8 protein-coding genes are annotated in these 14,419 nt (G+C 60.2%); 6 read left to right on the top strand and 2 right to left on the bottom strand.

Annotated elements, in window-relative coordinates; translation table 11 throughout:
* The first annotated feature begins 25 nt into the window (after positions 1 to 25).
* Positions 26 to 1,378, top strand: coding sequence for a molecular chaperone (gene yegD / locus LU196_RS05185; protein WP_232759590.1), 1,353 nt, complete (start codon positions 26 to 28; stop codon positions 1,376 to 1,378).
* A 79-nt stretch (positions 1,379 to 1,457) separates the two neighbouring features.
* On the opposite strand, the gene LU196_RS05180 is transcribed toward yegD, so the two are convergent.
* Together LU196_RS05180 and LU196_RS05175 are read right to left on the bottom strand one after the other, a co-directional pair.
* Complete coding sequence (locus tag LU196_RS05180) at positions 1,458 to 2,792, bottom strand: carbohydrate porin (protein WP_232759589.1); 1,335 nt, start codon at positions 2,790 to 2,792, stop codon at positions 1,458 to 1,460.
* Positions 2,793 to 2,997: 205 nt separating this feature from the next.
* Complete coding sequence (locus tag LU196_RS05175) at positions 2,998 to 3,960, bottom strand: aldo/keto reductase (RefSeq protein WP_232759588.1); 963 nt, start codon at positions 3,958 to 3,960, stop codon at positions 2,998 to 3,000.
* A gap of 222 nt (positions 3,961 to 4,182) precedes the next feature.
* Between LU196_RS05175 and LU196_RS05170 the strand changes: the two genes are divergently transcribed.
* The 5 genes from LU196_RS05170 to baeS are packed head-to-tail and all read left to right on the top strand — an operon-like array spanning position 4,183 to position 14,418.
* Positions 4,183 to 5,400 (top strand): MdtA/MuxA family multidrug efflux RND transporter periplasmic adaptor subunit, encoded by a 1,218-nt coding sequence (locus LU196_RS05170; RefSeq protein WP_232759587.1) that lies wholly within the window; start codon positions 4,183 to 4,185, stop codon positions 5,398 to 5,400.
* Complete coding sequence (locus LU196_RS05165; protein WP_232759586.1) at positions 5,400 to 8,522, top strand: MdtB/MuxB family multidrug efflux RND transporter permease subunit; 3,123 nt, start codon at positions 5,400 to 5,402, stop codon at positions 8,520 to 8,522. The genes LU196_RS05170 and LU196_RS05165 overlap by 1 nt, the downstream gene beginning before the upstream one ends.
* The gene (gene mdtC, locus LU196_RS05160) at positions 8,519 to 11,605 is read left to right on the top strand and encodes a multidrug efflux RND transporter permease subunit MdtC (protein WP_232759585.1); all 3,087 of its coding nucleotides are present in this window, start codon (positions 8,519 to 8,521) and stop codon (positions 11,603 to 11,605) included. The genes LU196_RS05165 and mdtC overlap by 4 nt, the downstream gene beginning before the upstream one ends.
* A gap of 21 nt (positions 11,606 to 11,626) precedes the next feature.
* Entirely contained in the window at positions 11,627 to 13,030 is a 1,404-nt protein-coding gene (gene mdtD, locus LU196_RS05155; protein WP_232759584.1) for a multidrug transporter subunit MdtD, read from the top strand.
* Positions 13,027 to 14,418, top strand: coding sequence for a two-component system sensor histidine kinase BaeS (gene baeS / locus LU196_RS05150; protein WP_232759583.1), 1,392 nt, complete (start codon positions 13,027 to 13,029; stop codon positions 14,416 to 14,418). Before mdtD ends, baeS begins: the two co-directional genes overlap by 4 nt.
* Position 14,419: the final 1 nt, after the last annotated feature.

Here is a 14,419-nt window from a genome sequence, read left to right as displayed (position 1 = left end):
CTTTTTTCGGGCATGGGGGAAAATAATGTTTATTGGATTCGACTACGGCACAGCCAACTGTGCTATCGCCGTGAGTGAAAATGGCACGCCGCGCGCGCTGATGCTGGAAAACGATCGGCCGCTGCTTCCCTCCATGATCTGTGCCCCTACCCGCGAGGCGATCAGCGAATGGCTGCATCGTCACCACCACGTGCCGACGCCTGATAGCGAAGGCGCGGCGTTGCTGCAGCGTGCGCTGCGCTATAACCGCGATGAAGATATTGAGGTGCTGCCGGGCAGCGTGCAGTTTGGATCAACGGCCTTACAGCAGTACATGGTGGATCCGGAAGAGGTATGGTTCGTAAAATCGCCCAAATCGTTTCTGGGCGCAAACGGCCTGAAGCCGCAACAAATTGCGTTTTTTGAAGATCTGGTCTGCGCCATGATGCTGCACATTCGCCAGCAGGGTGAACGTCAGCTGGATGCCGCAATTGAACAGGCGGTCATTGGGCGTCCCATCAATTTTCAAGGCTTAGGCGGCGAAGACGCTAACCAGCAGGCACAGGGCATTTTGCTGCGCGCGGCCAAACGCGCGGGGTTCCGCGACGTGGAATTTCAGTTTGAACCGGTGGCGGCCGGGCTCGATTTCGAAGCCACGCTCACGCAGGAAACGCGCGTGCTGGTGGTGGATATTGGCGGCGGTACCACCGACTGTTCAATGCTGCTGATGGGACCACAATGGCGTCAGCAAACCGATCGGCGTGCAAGCCTGCTGGGCCACAGCGGCTGCCGCGTGGGCGGTAACGATCTCGACATTATGCTGGCTTTTAAAACGCTGATGCCGCTGCTCGGCCTGGGCGGACAAACCCAGAAAGGCACCGCCCTTCCCGCCCTGCCGTGGTGGAATGCGGTGGCCATCAACGACGTGCCCGCACAGAGTGATTTTTACGCCGCCGCCACCGGCAAACAGCTGCGCGAGCTCATTCGTGATGCGCAAGATGCTGAGCAAGTGGCGCACCTGCTCAAGGTGTGGCAACAGAAGCTGAGCTACCGGCTGGTGCGCGCGGCAGAAGAGAGTAAAATCGCGCTGTCGGCGCAGTCACACGCCGAAGCCTCATTGGGGTTTATCGCGCCGTCGCTGCGGGCCGCACTCTCTACCGACGTACTGGAAGAGGCCATTAATCAGCCGCTGGCGCGTATTCTGGAGCAGGTTCAGCTCGCGCTGGCCACCAGCGAGGCGAAACCCGAGGTCATTTACCTCACCGGCGGCAGCGCCCGATCACCGGTGCTGCGCGCCGCGCTGCAGCAGGCGCTGCCGGATACCCCCATTGCCGGTGGCGATGATTTTGGCTCCGTGACCGCTGGCCTGACCCGCTGGGCGGACGTTATTTTCCGCTAACGGTTTCAGCCCTGCCGCTCCCCCCTACAGAAAGGGCGGCCCTTAGCGCCGCCCTTTTGTCCATCAGCGCCGACGCGCATCAGAAGTTAATGTTTGCGGAAATGCCGCCGACAAAGGCATCTTTCACTTCGCTCACGGCGCCGGGCGCGACGACATATTGCAGGTTCGGGCGCAGCTGCAACCATTTGGTGAGCTGAGCATTGTAATAGATCTCGTAGTTGTACTCAGATCCATCCTGAATCGGCAGATAGGTCGGGCTGTTAAAATCCGTTTCACCATTGGCGTTATTCTGCTCACGCAGCGCGCGCGTGTAATCGCTGTTCACGTGAATGCGCGCCGCGCCGACGCCAATCTCATCTTGCGGACGCGCGTCAAACGGCCCTTTCCACGTAAAGCTGATGGACTGATAGTTGTCCGTTTTCGACGTTTTATGATCGTTCATGACCGCCTGCACGCTGACGCCGAGCCCCCGGCTAACATCACCGCCCTGCGCCGTGAGCTGCTGCTGCAGCAGCACGTAGCCGCCATAGGCATGATTTTTCTCTTGATACGCCCCGTCACGCCAGCTGCCGTAGTTGTCGCCATTGGCCGAAGAGTAGTAATAACCAATACGGTAATTGCCCGGCAGATTATCCACGCCCAGCGTCGGTTTCCAGCCTAATTCCACCGGCACCAGATTGCCTTCGGAGTGGCTGGTATCAAGGCGGAAACCGTCGCCACGATCGTAGTTCGCGCGGTTTTGGTTGTAGAAGCCCACCTGGAAGAACACCTCGGGGGTGAAGTTGACCTTAACGCGCCCGCCCCACTGCGACACCGGCCAGTTGAACCAGCGATCGCCACGCCAGTTGCCTGCCTGCCCGCTACCAAAGGCGAGGTTCTGGAACTTACTGTCGAAATTATCGAAGTCTTCACCCACGGTGACGCGACCGGCCTTGAGATTGACCGTGTTATCAAACAGGCCTTTGCTCAACCAGAATTGTGTCAAACGCCAGGTCTGCCCGCGACCATACACCTCTTGCGTTGAGGAGAGCATGCCGGTGCGGCGATCGGCCACCTGATCGGAGATATTACGGCCGTTACGATCGGTCACCGTCATCTGGAACTGCGCATCCTGCCAGTTCAGCAGCTTTTCTAGATCGAAGTTGGCCCCGAACGCCCACTGATCGCTGTAGCGCATTGAAGTGTGGGAGTCGGCCCCGCCACCCAGGTTAGACGCGCTCTCCATGGTGTAGTTAACGTCAAACTTCACGCCAGCCTGTTCCCACTGGGTGCGCGTGCCGCCCCAGTCGCCAAACAGGTAGGGTGAGTCATAGCTGAACGCGTCGGCTGCCATGGCAGAGGTACTCACCATCGCCAACATTAGGGTGCCCGCTGCCAGGCGGGGCATAGGCTGCACTGCTTTATGTGTTTTCATCGTCGTTATGCTTTTTTTAGGTAACGGAAAGGATCGCAAAGAGGATAGTGCTGAGGATATGTCAACTTTTGCAAATATGTGCGCAGCCGGTGTCAATGAGGGCGCGAATGCCAGCAACTGTGATAAGGGTCTATGAATAACGTTTTTTTTCAACAAAAAGCACATTTGGTGAGGCAAAACGGGGCGCTGACGCGCCCCGCTGGGCTTAGGGCTGGCTCGCGCGGGACAGCTCTTCAATCTCTTGCTTGCTCAAAGTGAGCTGCGTGGCCTTCACCAGTTCGTCGAGCTGCGCAAGTGAGGTGGCGCTGACAATGGGGGCGGTGATACTCGGCCGGGCAATTTGCCAGGCGAGCGCAACCTGCGTTGCAGACGCATCGTGCGAGGCCGCCACATCCTCTAGCGACTCCACAATATTTTTGCCGCGCGGCGTGAGGTATCTCTCAACGATGCCCTGACCGCGCGCGCTTTTGTGCGCATCTTCGGGTTTTTTGTACTTGCCACTGAGAAAGCCGCTGGCGAGCGAGTAGTAATTAATGACGCCGAGACCGTGCTGCAGCGCAACCGGCTCAAGCTCGCTTTCATACGGCTCGCGATCGTAAAGATTGTATTCGGGCTGCAGCGTTTGATAGCGGGCCAATCCTGCTTGCTGGCTCACCGCCAAGGCCTCTTGCAGACGGGCTGCGCTGTAGTTGGACGCCCCTATCGCCCGCACCTTTCCCGCTTTGATTAGCGCATCAAACGCACCCAGCGTTTCCACCAGCGGCGTATCCGCATCGTCACGGTGCGCCTGATAGAGATCGATGGTGTCGGTTTGCAGACGGCGCAGGGAATCCTCCACTGCTTGACGAATATAGGCGGGCTTGAGGCCGGTTTTCTCCGCCGACATCTCCATACCCACCTTGGTCGCCAGTACAATGCGATCGCGCTTACCGCTTTTTTTCAACCATTTGCCAATAATGGTTTCGGATTCGCCGCCTTGGTTGCCCGGCGCCCAACGTGAATAGACGTCGGCGGTATCAATAAAGAACAGCCCTTTTTCCACCAGCGCATCCAGCAGGGAAAACGCGGTTTTTTCGTCCACCGTCCAGCCGAAAACATTGCCGCCGAAGGTCAAAAGCGGCACCTGGATTCCCGTATCGCCCAGCGGGCGCGTGTGCTGTCGAGACATCTTTCTCTCCTGTGGTCGTTGAAAGCGGTGTGCGTATAAGCGTAGCAAATGCCCGCTTAGGGCGAGTTTTTCACAAAACATACATACTTAGCGCGAGCGGAACGATATTCTTAATTCCTTCAATTTTTGCCCGATTGGGGCGACTACAATCATTCGTTTGCGAAATGACCTTTTTGCTTTCGCACGTGGGGAAAACGAAACCGCTGGAGAGCACACACATCCATGAACAAGCCTTTTACGCGCACCCTGATTGTCCTTGGCGTGGTTGCCGCGCTGGCAGCTGGCTATTACACCTGGCAGCACACCGCCCACCCCGATGATCCGCAGGCGCAGGAAAAACCGGGAGGCAGGCACGGTGCAAATGGCCGTCGCCCGCTGGCACCCGTGCAGGCCGCCGCCGCCACCACCCAAAGCGTCCCCTGGTATCTTAGCGGGCTCGGTACCGTGACCGCCGCCAATACCGTCACGGTGCGCAGTCGCGTCGACGGCCAGCTCATGGCGCTGCATTTTCAGGAGGGGCAACAGGTTGAAGCCGGTGCGCTGCTGGCGGAGATCGACCCGCGCCCGTATCAGGTCGCGCTGACGCAAGCCCAAGGCCAATTGGCCAAAGATCAGGCGACGCTGGCTAACGCGCGGCGCGATTTGGCGCGCTATGAAAAGCTGGCGAAAACCGCGCTGGTGTCACAGCAGGATTTGGATACCCAACGCGCACTGGTCAGTGAATCATTGGGCACGCTGAAAGCCGATGAAGGCAGCGTCGCCAGCGCTCAGCTTAACCTCACCTACAGCCGCATTACCGCGCCCATCGCGGGACGCGTAGGCCTGAAACAGGTGGACATGGGCAATTACGTTACCTCGGGCGACACCAACGGGCTGGTGGTGATCACGCAAACCCATCCCATTGACGTGATTTTCAGCGTGGCGGAAAACAACATTAGCCAAATCCTCAAGGCGCAAAAAAGTGGCCAGCCGCTGGCCGTCGAAGCCTGGGATCGCAGCAACAAAACGCTGCTGACCACGGGCACGCTGCTCAGCGTAGATAATCAGATTGATGCCACTACCGGCACTATCAAGCTGAAAGCGCGCTTCAATAATCAAGATGATGCCCTGTTCCCCAACCAGTTTGTAAACGCACGCCTCAAGGTTGACACGCTGCAGGATGCGGTTGTGATCCCCACCGCTGCGCTGCAGATGAGCAACGATGGCCACTTTGTCTGGGTGGTAAACAGTGAGAATAAGGTCAGCAAAAAACGCGTTACCGCCGGGCTGCAAGACAGCGAGAAAGTGGTGATTGCCGCGGGATTGAACCCGGGTGACCGCGTGGTCACTGACGGTCTTGATCGCCTGACTGAAGGCGCCACGGTGGAAATTGTCGCGCCGCAGAGCACCGCCACGCAGAATACGCGCGCCACCCAACCGGCCCGTGGAGAGCGTCAATAATGCAGGTTATGCCTCCCGACGCCAGCGGCGGTCCATCGCGTTTATTTATCCTGCGCCCGGTGGCCACTACGCTACTGATGATCGCCATTCTGATTGCGGGCGTGCTCGGTTATCGCTTCCTGCCCGTCTCGGCGCTGCCGGAAGTGGATTACCCAACGATTCAAGTGGTCACCCTCTATCCCGGTGCCAGTCCAGATGTCATGACCTCGTCGGTCACGGCACCGCTTGAACGCCAGTTTGGTCAAATGTCGGGGCTGAAGCAGATGGCGTCGCAGAGCTCCGGCGGCGCCTCGGTGATCACCTTGCAGTTCCAGCTGTCGCTGGCGCTGGATGTCGCTGAACAAGAAGTGCAGGCAGCGATCAACTCTGCCAGCAATCTGCTGCCCAGCGACTTGCCCAATCCGCCGGTGTACAACAAAGTGAACCCGGCAGACCCGCCGATCATGACGCTGGCGGTCACCACCACCAGCATGCCACTGACCCAAGTGCAGGACATGGTGGAAACGCGGGTGGCGCAAAAAATCGCGCAGGTGAGCGGCGTGGGGTTGGTGACGCTTTCTGGCGGGCAGCGTCCGGCGGTGCGGGTAAAAATGAATGCGCAGGCGCTGGCAGCCCTCGGCCTCACCAGTGAAAGCGTGCGCACCGCCATTACCAATGCCAACGTCAACTCGGCCAAAGGCAGCCTGGACGGTCCAGAACGCTCGATTACGCTGTCGGCTAACGACCAGCTCACCTCGGCAGAGGATTACCGTAAGCTGATTGTCAGCTATAAAAACGGCGCGCCGGTGCGGCTCGGTGACGTAGCCACGGTGGAACAAGGGGCAGAAAACCGCTGGCTGGGCGCGTGGGCTAATCGTCAACAGGCGATCGTTCTCAACGTACAGCGCCAGCCCGGTGCCAATATCATTGCAACGGCAGACAACATTCGTGCGCTGCTGCCGTCGCTGACCGCTTCGCTGCCGAAATCGGTAGACGTCAAGCTGCTCACCGACCGCACCACCAATATTCGCGCCTCGGTCACGGATACTCAGCATGAGCTGCTGCTGGCGATGGCGCTGGTGGTGATGATCATTTACCTGTTCCTGCGCAACGTGCCCGCCACCCTTATCCCGGCGGTTGCGGTGCCGCTCTCGCTGATCGGTACGTTCGCCGCCATGTACTTCCTCGGTTTTTCCATCAATAACCTGACGCTGATGGCGCTGACCATCGCCACCGGCTTTGTGGTGGATGACGCCATCGTGGTAATTGAAAATATTTCGCGCTATATCGAGAAAGGGGAAAAACCGATGACGGCGGCGCTCAAAGGCGCAGGCGAAATCGGCTTTACCATTATCTCTCTGACGTTTTCGCTGATTGCCGTGCTGATTCCGCTGCTGTTTATGGGCGATGTCATTGGGCGGCTGTTCCGCGAATTCGCCATGACGCTGGCGATCGCGATTTTGATCTCGGCGGTGGTTTCCCTGACGCTGACGCCGATGATGTGCGCACGCATGCTCAGCGCGGAATCACTGCGCAAGCAAAACCGCTTTTCGCGCGCCAGCGAGGCGATGTTTGAGCGCATTATTGCCCGCTATGGCCGCGCGCTGACGCGTGTGCTGCGCCATCCGTGGCTCACGCTCTCGGTGGCGCTGGGCGCGCTGGCGCTCACGGTGATGCTGTGGATCCTCATTCCTAAAGGCTTCTTCCCGCAGCAGGACAACGGCATTATTCAGGGCACGCTTCAGGCGCCGCAGTCGGTTTCCTATGCCAGCATGGCAGAGCGCACGCGCGATGTGGCCTCGCGCATTATGCAGGACCCGGCGGTGCAAAGTTTGACCTCGTTTGTGGGCGTGGACGGTACCAATGCCGCGCTGAACAGCGCGCGGTTGCAGATCAATCTCAAACCGCTGAGCGAGCGTGACGACCGCATCCCGGCGGTGCAGGCGCGCCTGCAGCAGGCGATCGATCGCGTTCCCGGCGTCTCGCTGTGGCTGCAGCCGGTGCAGGATCTCACCATTGAGACCCAGTCGAGCCGCACGCCGTACCAGTTTACGCTGCAATCCGGCTCGCTCGCCTCACTGAGCACTTGGGTGCCGCAGCTGTTGACCGAACTGAAGCGCTTGCCGCAGCTGCGCGATGTCAGCAGCGACTGGCAGGATCAGGGCCTGGAAGCCTATATTCGCGTGGATCGCGACAGCGCCAGCCGCCTTGGCATCACCATGGCCGATGTGGATAACGCGCTGTACAACGCCTTTGGACAGCGGCTGGTCTCCACCATCTATACGCAGGCCAACCAATACCGCGTGGTGCTGGAGCAGAACAACGCGTCTACGCCGGGCTTGGCCAGCCTGGACGGGATTCGCCTCAACAGCAGCGACGGCGGCAGCGTGCCGCTCAGCGCTATCGCCCAGGTGGAGCAGCGCCAGGCGGCGCTCAGCGTGAATCATCTGGATCAGTTCCCGTCGGCGACCTTCTCGTTTAACGTGGCGGACGGCTACTCGCTGGGCGATGCGGTGGAAGCCGTGGGGGCCGCTGAGGCCAATCTTGGCCTGCCCGCCGAGCTGATGACCCAATTCCAGGGCAGTACGCTGGCCTTTGAGGCCGCCCTGAGCAGCACCGTGTGGCTAATTGTCGCCGCCGTGGTGGCGATGTATATCGTGCTGGGCGTGCTGTACGAGAGCTTTATTCACCCGATCACCATTCTTTCTACCTTGCCCACCGCAGGCGTCGGCGCGCTGCTGGCGCTGATGTTGAGCGGCAACGAGCTGGATATCATCGCCATCATCGGCATTATTTTGCTGATCGGCATCGTGAAAAAGAACGCCATCATGATGATTGACTTTGCGCTGGCCGCCGAGCGAGAGCAAGGTCTGCCGCCGCGTGAAGCGATTTATCAGGCAAGCCTGCTGCGTTTTCGCCCAATTCTGATGACCACGCTGGCCGCCCTACTCGGCGCGCTGCCGCTGATGCTGAGCACCGGCGTCGGCGCCGAGCTGCGTCATCCGCTGGGCATTGCCATGGTGGGCGGCCTGATCCTCAGTCAAATCCTGACGCTCTTCACCACCCCAGTGATTTATCTGCTGTTTGATCGCCTGGCACACGCCACGCGGCGTCGTTTTGGCAGAGCGGAGGCGCGGTCGTGAGGTTTTTTGCGCTGTTTATCCATCGGCCGGTTGCCACCACGTTACTGACGCTGGCGATTGCGCTGGCCGGCATTCTCGGCTTTCGCCTGTTGCCGGTAGCGCCCCTGCCGCAGCTGGATTTCCCGGTGATCATGGTGTCTGCCTCGCTGCCGGGCGCCTCGCCGGAAACCATGGCCTCGTCGGTGGCGACGCCGCTGGAGCGCTCGCTGGGCCGCATTGCGGGCGTCAGTGAAATGACCTCCACCAGCTCGCTCGGCACGACGCGTATTATTTTGGTGTTTGATTTCAACCGCGACATTAACGGCGCGGCGCGCGATGTGCAGGCGGCCATCAACGCGGCGCAGAGCCTGCTGCCCTCCGGTATGCCAAGCCGCCCAACCTACCGCAAGGCGAATCCCTCCGATGCGCCAATCATGATCCTTACCCTGACCTCGGATATCTACAATCCGGGCCAACTGTATGACTACGCCTCTACCCAGCTGGCGCAAAAGCTGTCACAGCTGGAAGGCGTGGGCGACGTGACGGTGGGCGGCAGTTCGTTACCGGCGGTACGCGTCGATCTCAATCCTCAGGCGCTGTTTAATCAGGGCGTCTCCCTCGACGCGGTGCGCACCGCCATCAGCAATGCCAACCAGCGACGCCCTCAGGGTGCCATTGACGACGTTGAGCAGCGCTGGCAGGTGCAAACCAACAGTGAGTTACAAACCGCCGCGGAGTATCAGCCGCTGGTGGTGCACTACAACAACGGCGCGGCGGTGCGCCTGAGCGACGTCGCCACCGTGCAGGATTCCGTACAGGATGTGCGCAACGCCGGTCTGACCAACGGCAAACCTGCGGTGCTGCTGGTGGTGCGCAAATCGCCTGACGCCAACATCATTGATACTGTGGACCGGATTCGGGCGGAAATGCCGCTGCTGCATGATGTGATCCCCGCCGCCATCGATTTACAGATCGCGCAAGACCGCTCGCCCACCATTCGTGCGTCGCTGCACGAGGTAGAGCAATCGCTCATTATCGCAGTGGGGCTGGTGATTTTGGTGGTGTTCCTGTTCCTGCGCGACGGACGCGCGACGCTGATCCCGGCGGCGGCTGTGCCGGTGTCGCTGGTCGGCACCTTTGCCGCCATGTATCTGTGCGGTTTTAGCCTCAACAACCTTTCGCTGATGGCCCTGACCATCGCCACCGGCTTTGTGGTGGATGACGCGATTGTGGTGCTGGAAAATATCGCGCGGCATATCGAATCGGGCATGAAGCCGCTGCAGGCCGCCCTGACCGGCGTGCGCGAAGTGGGCTTTACCGTGCTGTCGATGAGCCTGTCACTGATTGCGGTATTTTTGCCACTGCTGATGATTGGCGGCATTATCGGGCGCTTTTTCTCCGAATTTGCTATTACGCTGTCGGTGTCAATTCTGATCTCGTTGTTCGTCTCAATTACCCTGACGCCGATGATGTGCGCCTATTTGTTGCGCGCGCCGCGCGCCGTGCACGACACCCCGCCTGCACGGGGCTTCGCTCGCCTGATGAGCGGCGTGCAACAGGGCTACGCGCGATCGCTGCGCTGGGTACTGAACCATGCCGTCTGGGTGCTGCTGCTGCTGATCACCACCGTGGCGCTCACCGTCTGGCTGTTTATTAGCGTACCAAAGACCTTTATGCCCGAGCAGGACACCGGGCGACTCAACGGCTTTATTCAGGCCGACCAAAGCATCTCCTTCCAGGCGATGCGCGGCAAAATGCTGGATTTCATGAACATCATCAAAGCCGATCCGGCGGTGGACAACGTGACCGGCTTTACCGGCGGCATGGGCACCAACAGCGGCCTGATGTTTGTGGCGCTCAAACCCCTTTCTGAGCGCAGCGAGAATGCGCAAGCGGTGATTGCTCGCCTGCGCACCAAGTTGGCAAAAGAGCCAGGCGCCAATCTTTATCTGAACGCCGTGCAGGACATCCGCGTTGGCGGGCGCGAATCCAACGCCAGCTATCAGTACACGCTGCTGTCCGATAACTTGGCCGATCTGCGCACGTGGGAACCCAAAATTCGCGAAGCGCTAGCAGCCTTGCCGGAGCTGGCCGATGTCAACTCAGACCAGCAAGATCACGGCAGTGAAATGGCGTTAACCTATGACCGCGACCGCATGGCGCAGCTAGGCATTGACGTGTCGGCAGCGAACGCGCTGCTGAATAACGCCTTCGGACAGCGGCAAATTTCCACCATTTATCAGCCGCTTAATCAGTACAAAGTGGTGATGGAAGTGGATCCGCGTTACACCCAGGATATTAGCGCGCTGGATAAGATGTTTGTTATCAACAGCGACGGCGCGGCGATCCCGCTTAGCGGCTTTGCTAAGTGGCAGCCGGCTAACGCCCCGCTGTCGGTCAACCATCAGGGGCTGTCGGCGGCCTCTACGGTCTCCTTTAACCTGCCGGAAGGCGTCTCGCTGTCGCAGGCCTCAGACGCCATCGATCGTACCATGACGGCGCTGGGCGTCCCGTCCAGCGTGCGCGGCAGCTTTGCCGGGACCGCGCAGGTGTTCCAGCAGTCCCAGTCTAATCAGCTGTGGCTAATGCTGGCGGCGATTGCCGCGGTGTATATCGTGCTGGGCATCCTGTACGAAAGCTATGTGCATCCACTGACCATCCTCTCCACCCTGCCCTCGGCGGGCGTGGGCGCGCTGCTGGCGCTAAAACTGTTTAACACACCGTTTAGCCTCATCGCCCTTATCGGTATTCTGCTGCTGATTGGCATCGTGAAGAAGAATGCCATCATGATGGTGGACTTTGCCCTTGAGGCCCAGCGCAGCCGTAATCTGACGCCGCGTGAAGCGATCTTCCAGGCCTGCCAGCTGCGTTTTCGGCCAATCCTGATGACGACGCTGGCCGCGCTGTTCGGTGCCCTGCCGCTGGTGCTGACCCGCGGCGACGGTGCGGAGCTGCGCCAACCGCTGGGCATTACTATCGCCGGTGGCCTGGTGATGAGCCAGCTGCTGACGCTCTACACCACGCCGGTGGTCTACCTGATGATGGATAAGCTGAGCCGCCGACGTAAAACAGTGGCCCACCTTAATGAGACGCGCGCCCGGTAAAAACCGGGCTGGGGAGTGAATGTGGAAACGCAACCCGCCAGCGTGCGCTGGCAGCTGTGGATTGTCGCCTTCGGCTTCTTTATGCAGACGCTGGACACCACCATCGTCAACACGGCGATCCCGTCGATGGCGCGCGATCTCCACGTCAGTCCACAGCAAATGCATGCGGTGATTGTGGCCTATGTGCTGACGGTCGCGGTGATGCTGCCGCTCAGCGGCTGGCTGGCGGACCGCGTTGGTGTGCGCAAGGTGTTTTGCAGCGCCATCGTGTTGTTTAGCTTAGGGTCGCTGCTGTGTGCCCTGGCGGACTCCCGCGATCAGCTGGTGCTGGCGCGTGTCGTACAGGGCATCGGCGGCGCCATGCTGGTGCCGGTGGGCCGCCTGACGGTCATGAAAATTGTCCCGCGCGAACAGTATATGTCGGCGATGACGTTCGTGACGTTACCGGGGCAAATCGGCCCGCTGCTCGGTCCGGCGCTGGGCGGCGTGCTGGTGGAGTACGCCAGCTGGCACTGGATTTTTTTGATCAACATTCCGGTGGGCATGGTCGGTGCCGTGGCTGCCTTACTGCTGCTGCCCAACGGCGCGCTGCCGCCGCGACGCTTTGATTTCCTCGGCTTCACCCTGCTGGCTATCGGTATGGCGACGCTCACGCTGGCGCTGGATGGCACGCGCAGCAGCGACTCGACGTGGCGATTGGCGGTGCTCGTGGTCACTGGGGTGTCAGCGCTGCTGCTGTATTTGTGGCACAGCCGCGGCAACGCGCGCGCGCTGTTCAGCCTGCGGCTGTTTGATAACCGCCTGTTCCGTATCGGTCTGCTGGGCAGCTTAACCGGGCGCATCGGCAGCGGCATGCTCCCGTTCATGACGCCGATCTTTCTGCAGGTCGGCCTCGGCTTCAGCCCGTTTCACGCCGGGCTGATGATGATCCCCATGGTGCTGGGCAATATGGGCGTTAAGCGGGCAGTCGTGCAGTTGGTAAACCGGTTTGGCTATCGCCGGGCCCTAGTGGGCGCGACCCTGGCGCTTGCGGGCGTGGTGCTGCTGTTTCCGCTGGTGGCGCTATTGCAGGTGTGGTGGTTGCTGCCGCTGGTGCTGTTTTTACAGGGCATGGTCAATGCGGTGCGCTTCTCTTCCATGAATACCTTAACCCTGAAAGATCTGCCGGACGATCTCGCCTCCAGTGGCAACAGCTTGCTCTCCATGGTGATGCAGCTGGCCATGAGCATCGGCGTGACCGTGGCCGGTTTGCTGCTCGGGGCCTTTAGCCATGGCGCGTTGGGCAACGGTGCGGCGGTGCAACAGACATTTATGTACAGCTGGCTCTGTATGGCGGTCATTATCGCGCTGCCCGCGCTGGTGTTTTGGCGTGTTCCCCGCGACATCAGTAAAAACGTGGTACTCACCCGCAGGAGAAAATCATGAAACAGCCGGTCAGACTCGGCATTGGCGCCAAACTGTTTATCGCCATCTTTTCAACCTGCATGTTGGTGATTATTACCATGCACTGGGGCGTGCGCCTCAGCTTTGAGCACGGTTTTGTGGATTATATTAAGCGCGGCAACGAGCAGCGTCTCACTCTGCTGAGTGATGCGCTGGCCGACCAGTACGAGCAGCACGGCAGCTGGGATTTTTTACGCAATAACGATCGCCTGATTTTCACCATCTTGCGCTCGCTGGAGCAGAACCCTGGCAGCGGCAATCAGCTGCCGCCGCACGGCTGGCGCACCCAGTTTTGGATCATCGATCAGCAGTATAAGGTGCTGTCTGGCCCGCGCGCCCCGGTGCCGCCGGAAGGGTCTCGACGCAGCATCACCACCAGCAATGGCAAAGTGGTGGGCTGGGTCATCGCCTCCCCTGCCGAGCGGCTCACCCGCAGTACCGACATCAATTTCGATCGCCAGCAGCGCCAAACCAGCTGGATGATTGTCGCGCTAACCACGCTGCTGGCCGCGCTGGTCACCTGGCTGCTGGCACGCGGCTTGCTGGCGCCGTTAAAGCGGCTGGTGGACGGTACGCACCACCTGGCCGCGGGCAAATTTGCCACCCGCGTGGAAGTGGATAGCAGCGATGAGATTGGTCAGCTGGCGCGCGATTTTAATCAGCTCGCCCGCTCGCTGGAAAAGAATGAGAGTAACCGCCGCGCATTTATGGCCGATATCTCCCACGAGCTGCGGACGCCGCTGGCGATCCTGCGCGGCGAGTTAGAAGCGATGCAGGATGGCGTGCGACCGCTGACGCAGGCGGCCGTGGCCTCACTGCAAAGCGAAGTGGTGGTGCTCACCAAGCTGGTGGAGGATCTGCATCAGCTTTCGCTGTCGGATGCGGGGGCGCTGGCCTATCGCAAACAGCCGGTGGAGCTGGTGCAGCTGCTGGAAGTGGTCGCGGGCAGTTTTGCCGCGCGCTATCGCAGCCACGGCCTGACGCTGCAGCTTGCCCTGCCCGCTGAGGCCGAGAGCTTTGGCGATCCCGATCGGCTGATGCAGCTGTTTACCAATTTGCTGGAAAACAGCCTGCGCTACACCGACGCAGGCGGCACCGTGCAGCTTAGCATGGCGCTCTCTGGAGAGCAGTGGCAGTTGGATTTTGCCGATAGCGCACCCGGCGTGGAGGCGACGCAGCTGGCGCAGCTGTTTGAGCGTTTCTTCCGCGCGGAAAGCTCGCGCAATCGCGCCAGCGGCGGCTCCGGTTTGGGACTGGCCATATGTAAAAATATCGTTGAAGCGCACGGCGGCACGATTTCTGCGCGTCACTCTGATTTAGGTGGACTGCAAATCAGGCTAAACTTGCCGTATGTTCCCTACCAGAAATGAC

The organism is Pantoea sp. Mb-10, from assembly GCF_021272205.1.
Lineage (GTDB): Bacteria > Pseudomonadota > Gammaproteobacteria > Enterobacterales > Enterobacteriaceae > Pantoea.
The sequence above is the reverse complement of the archived record's forward strand: the minus strand, read 5'-3'. Positions and strand labels throughout refer to the sequence as shown.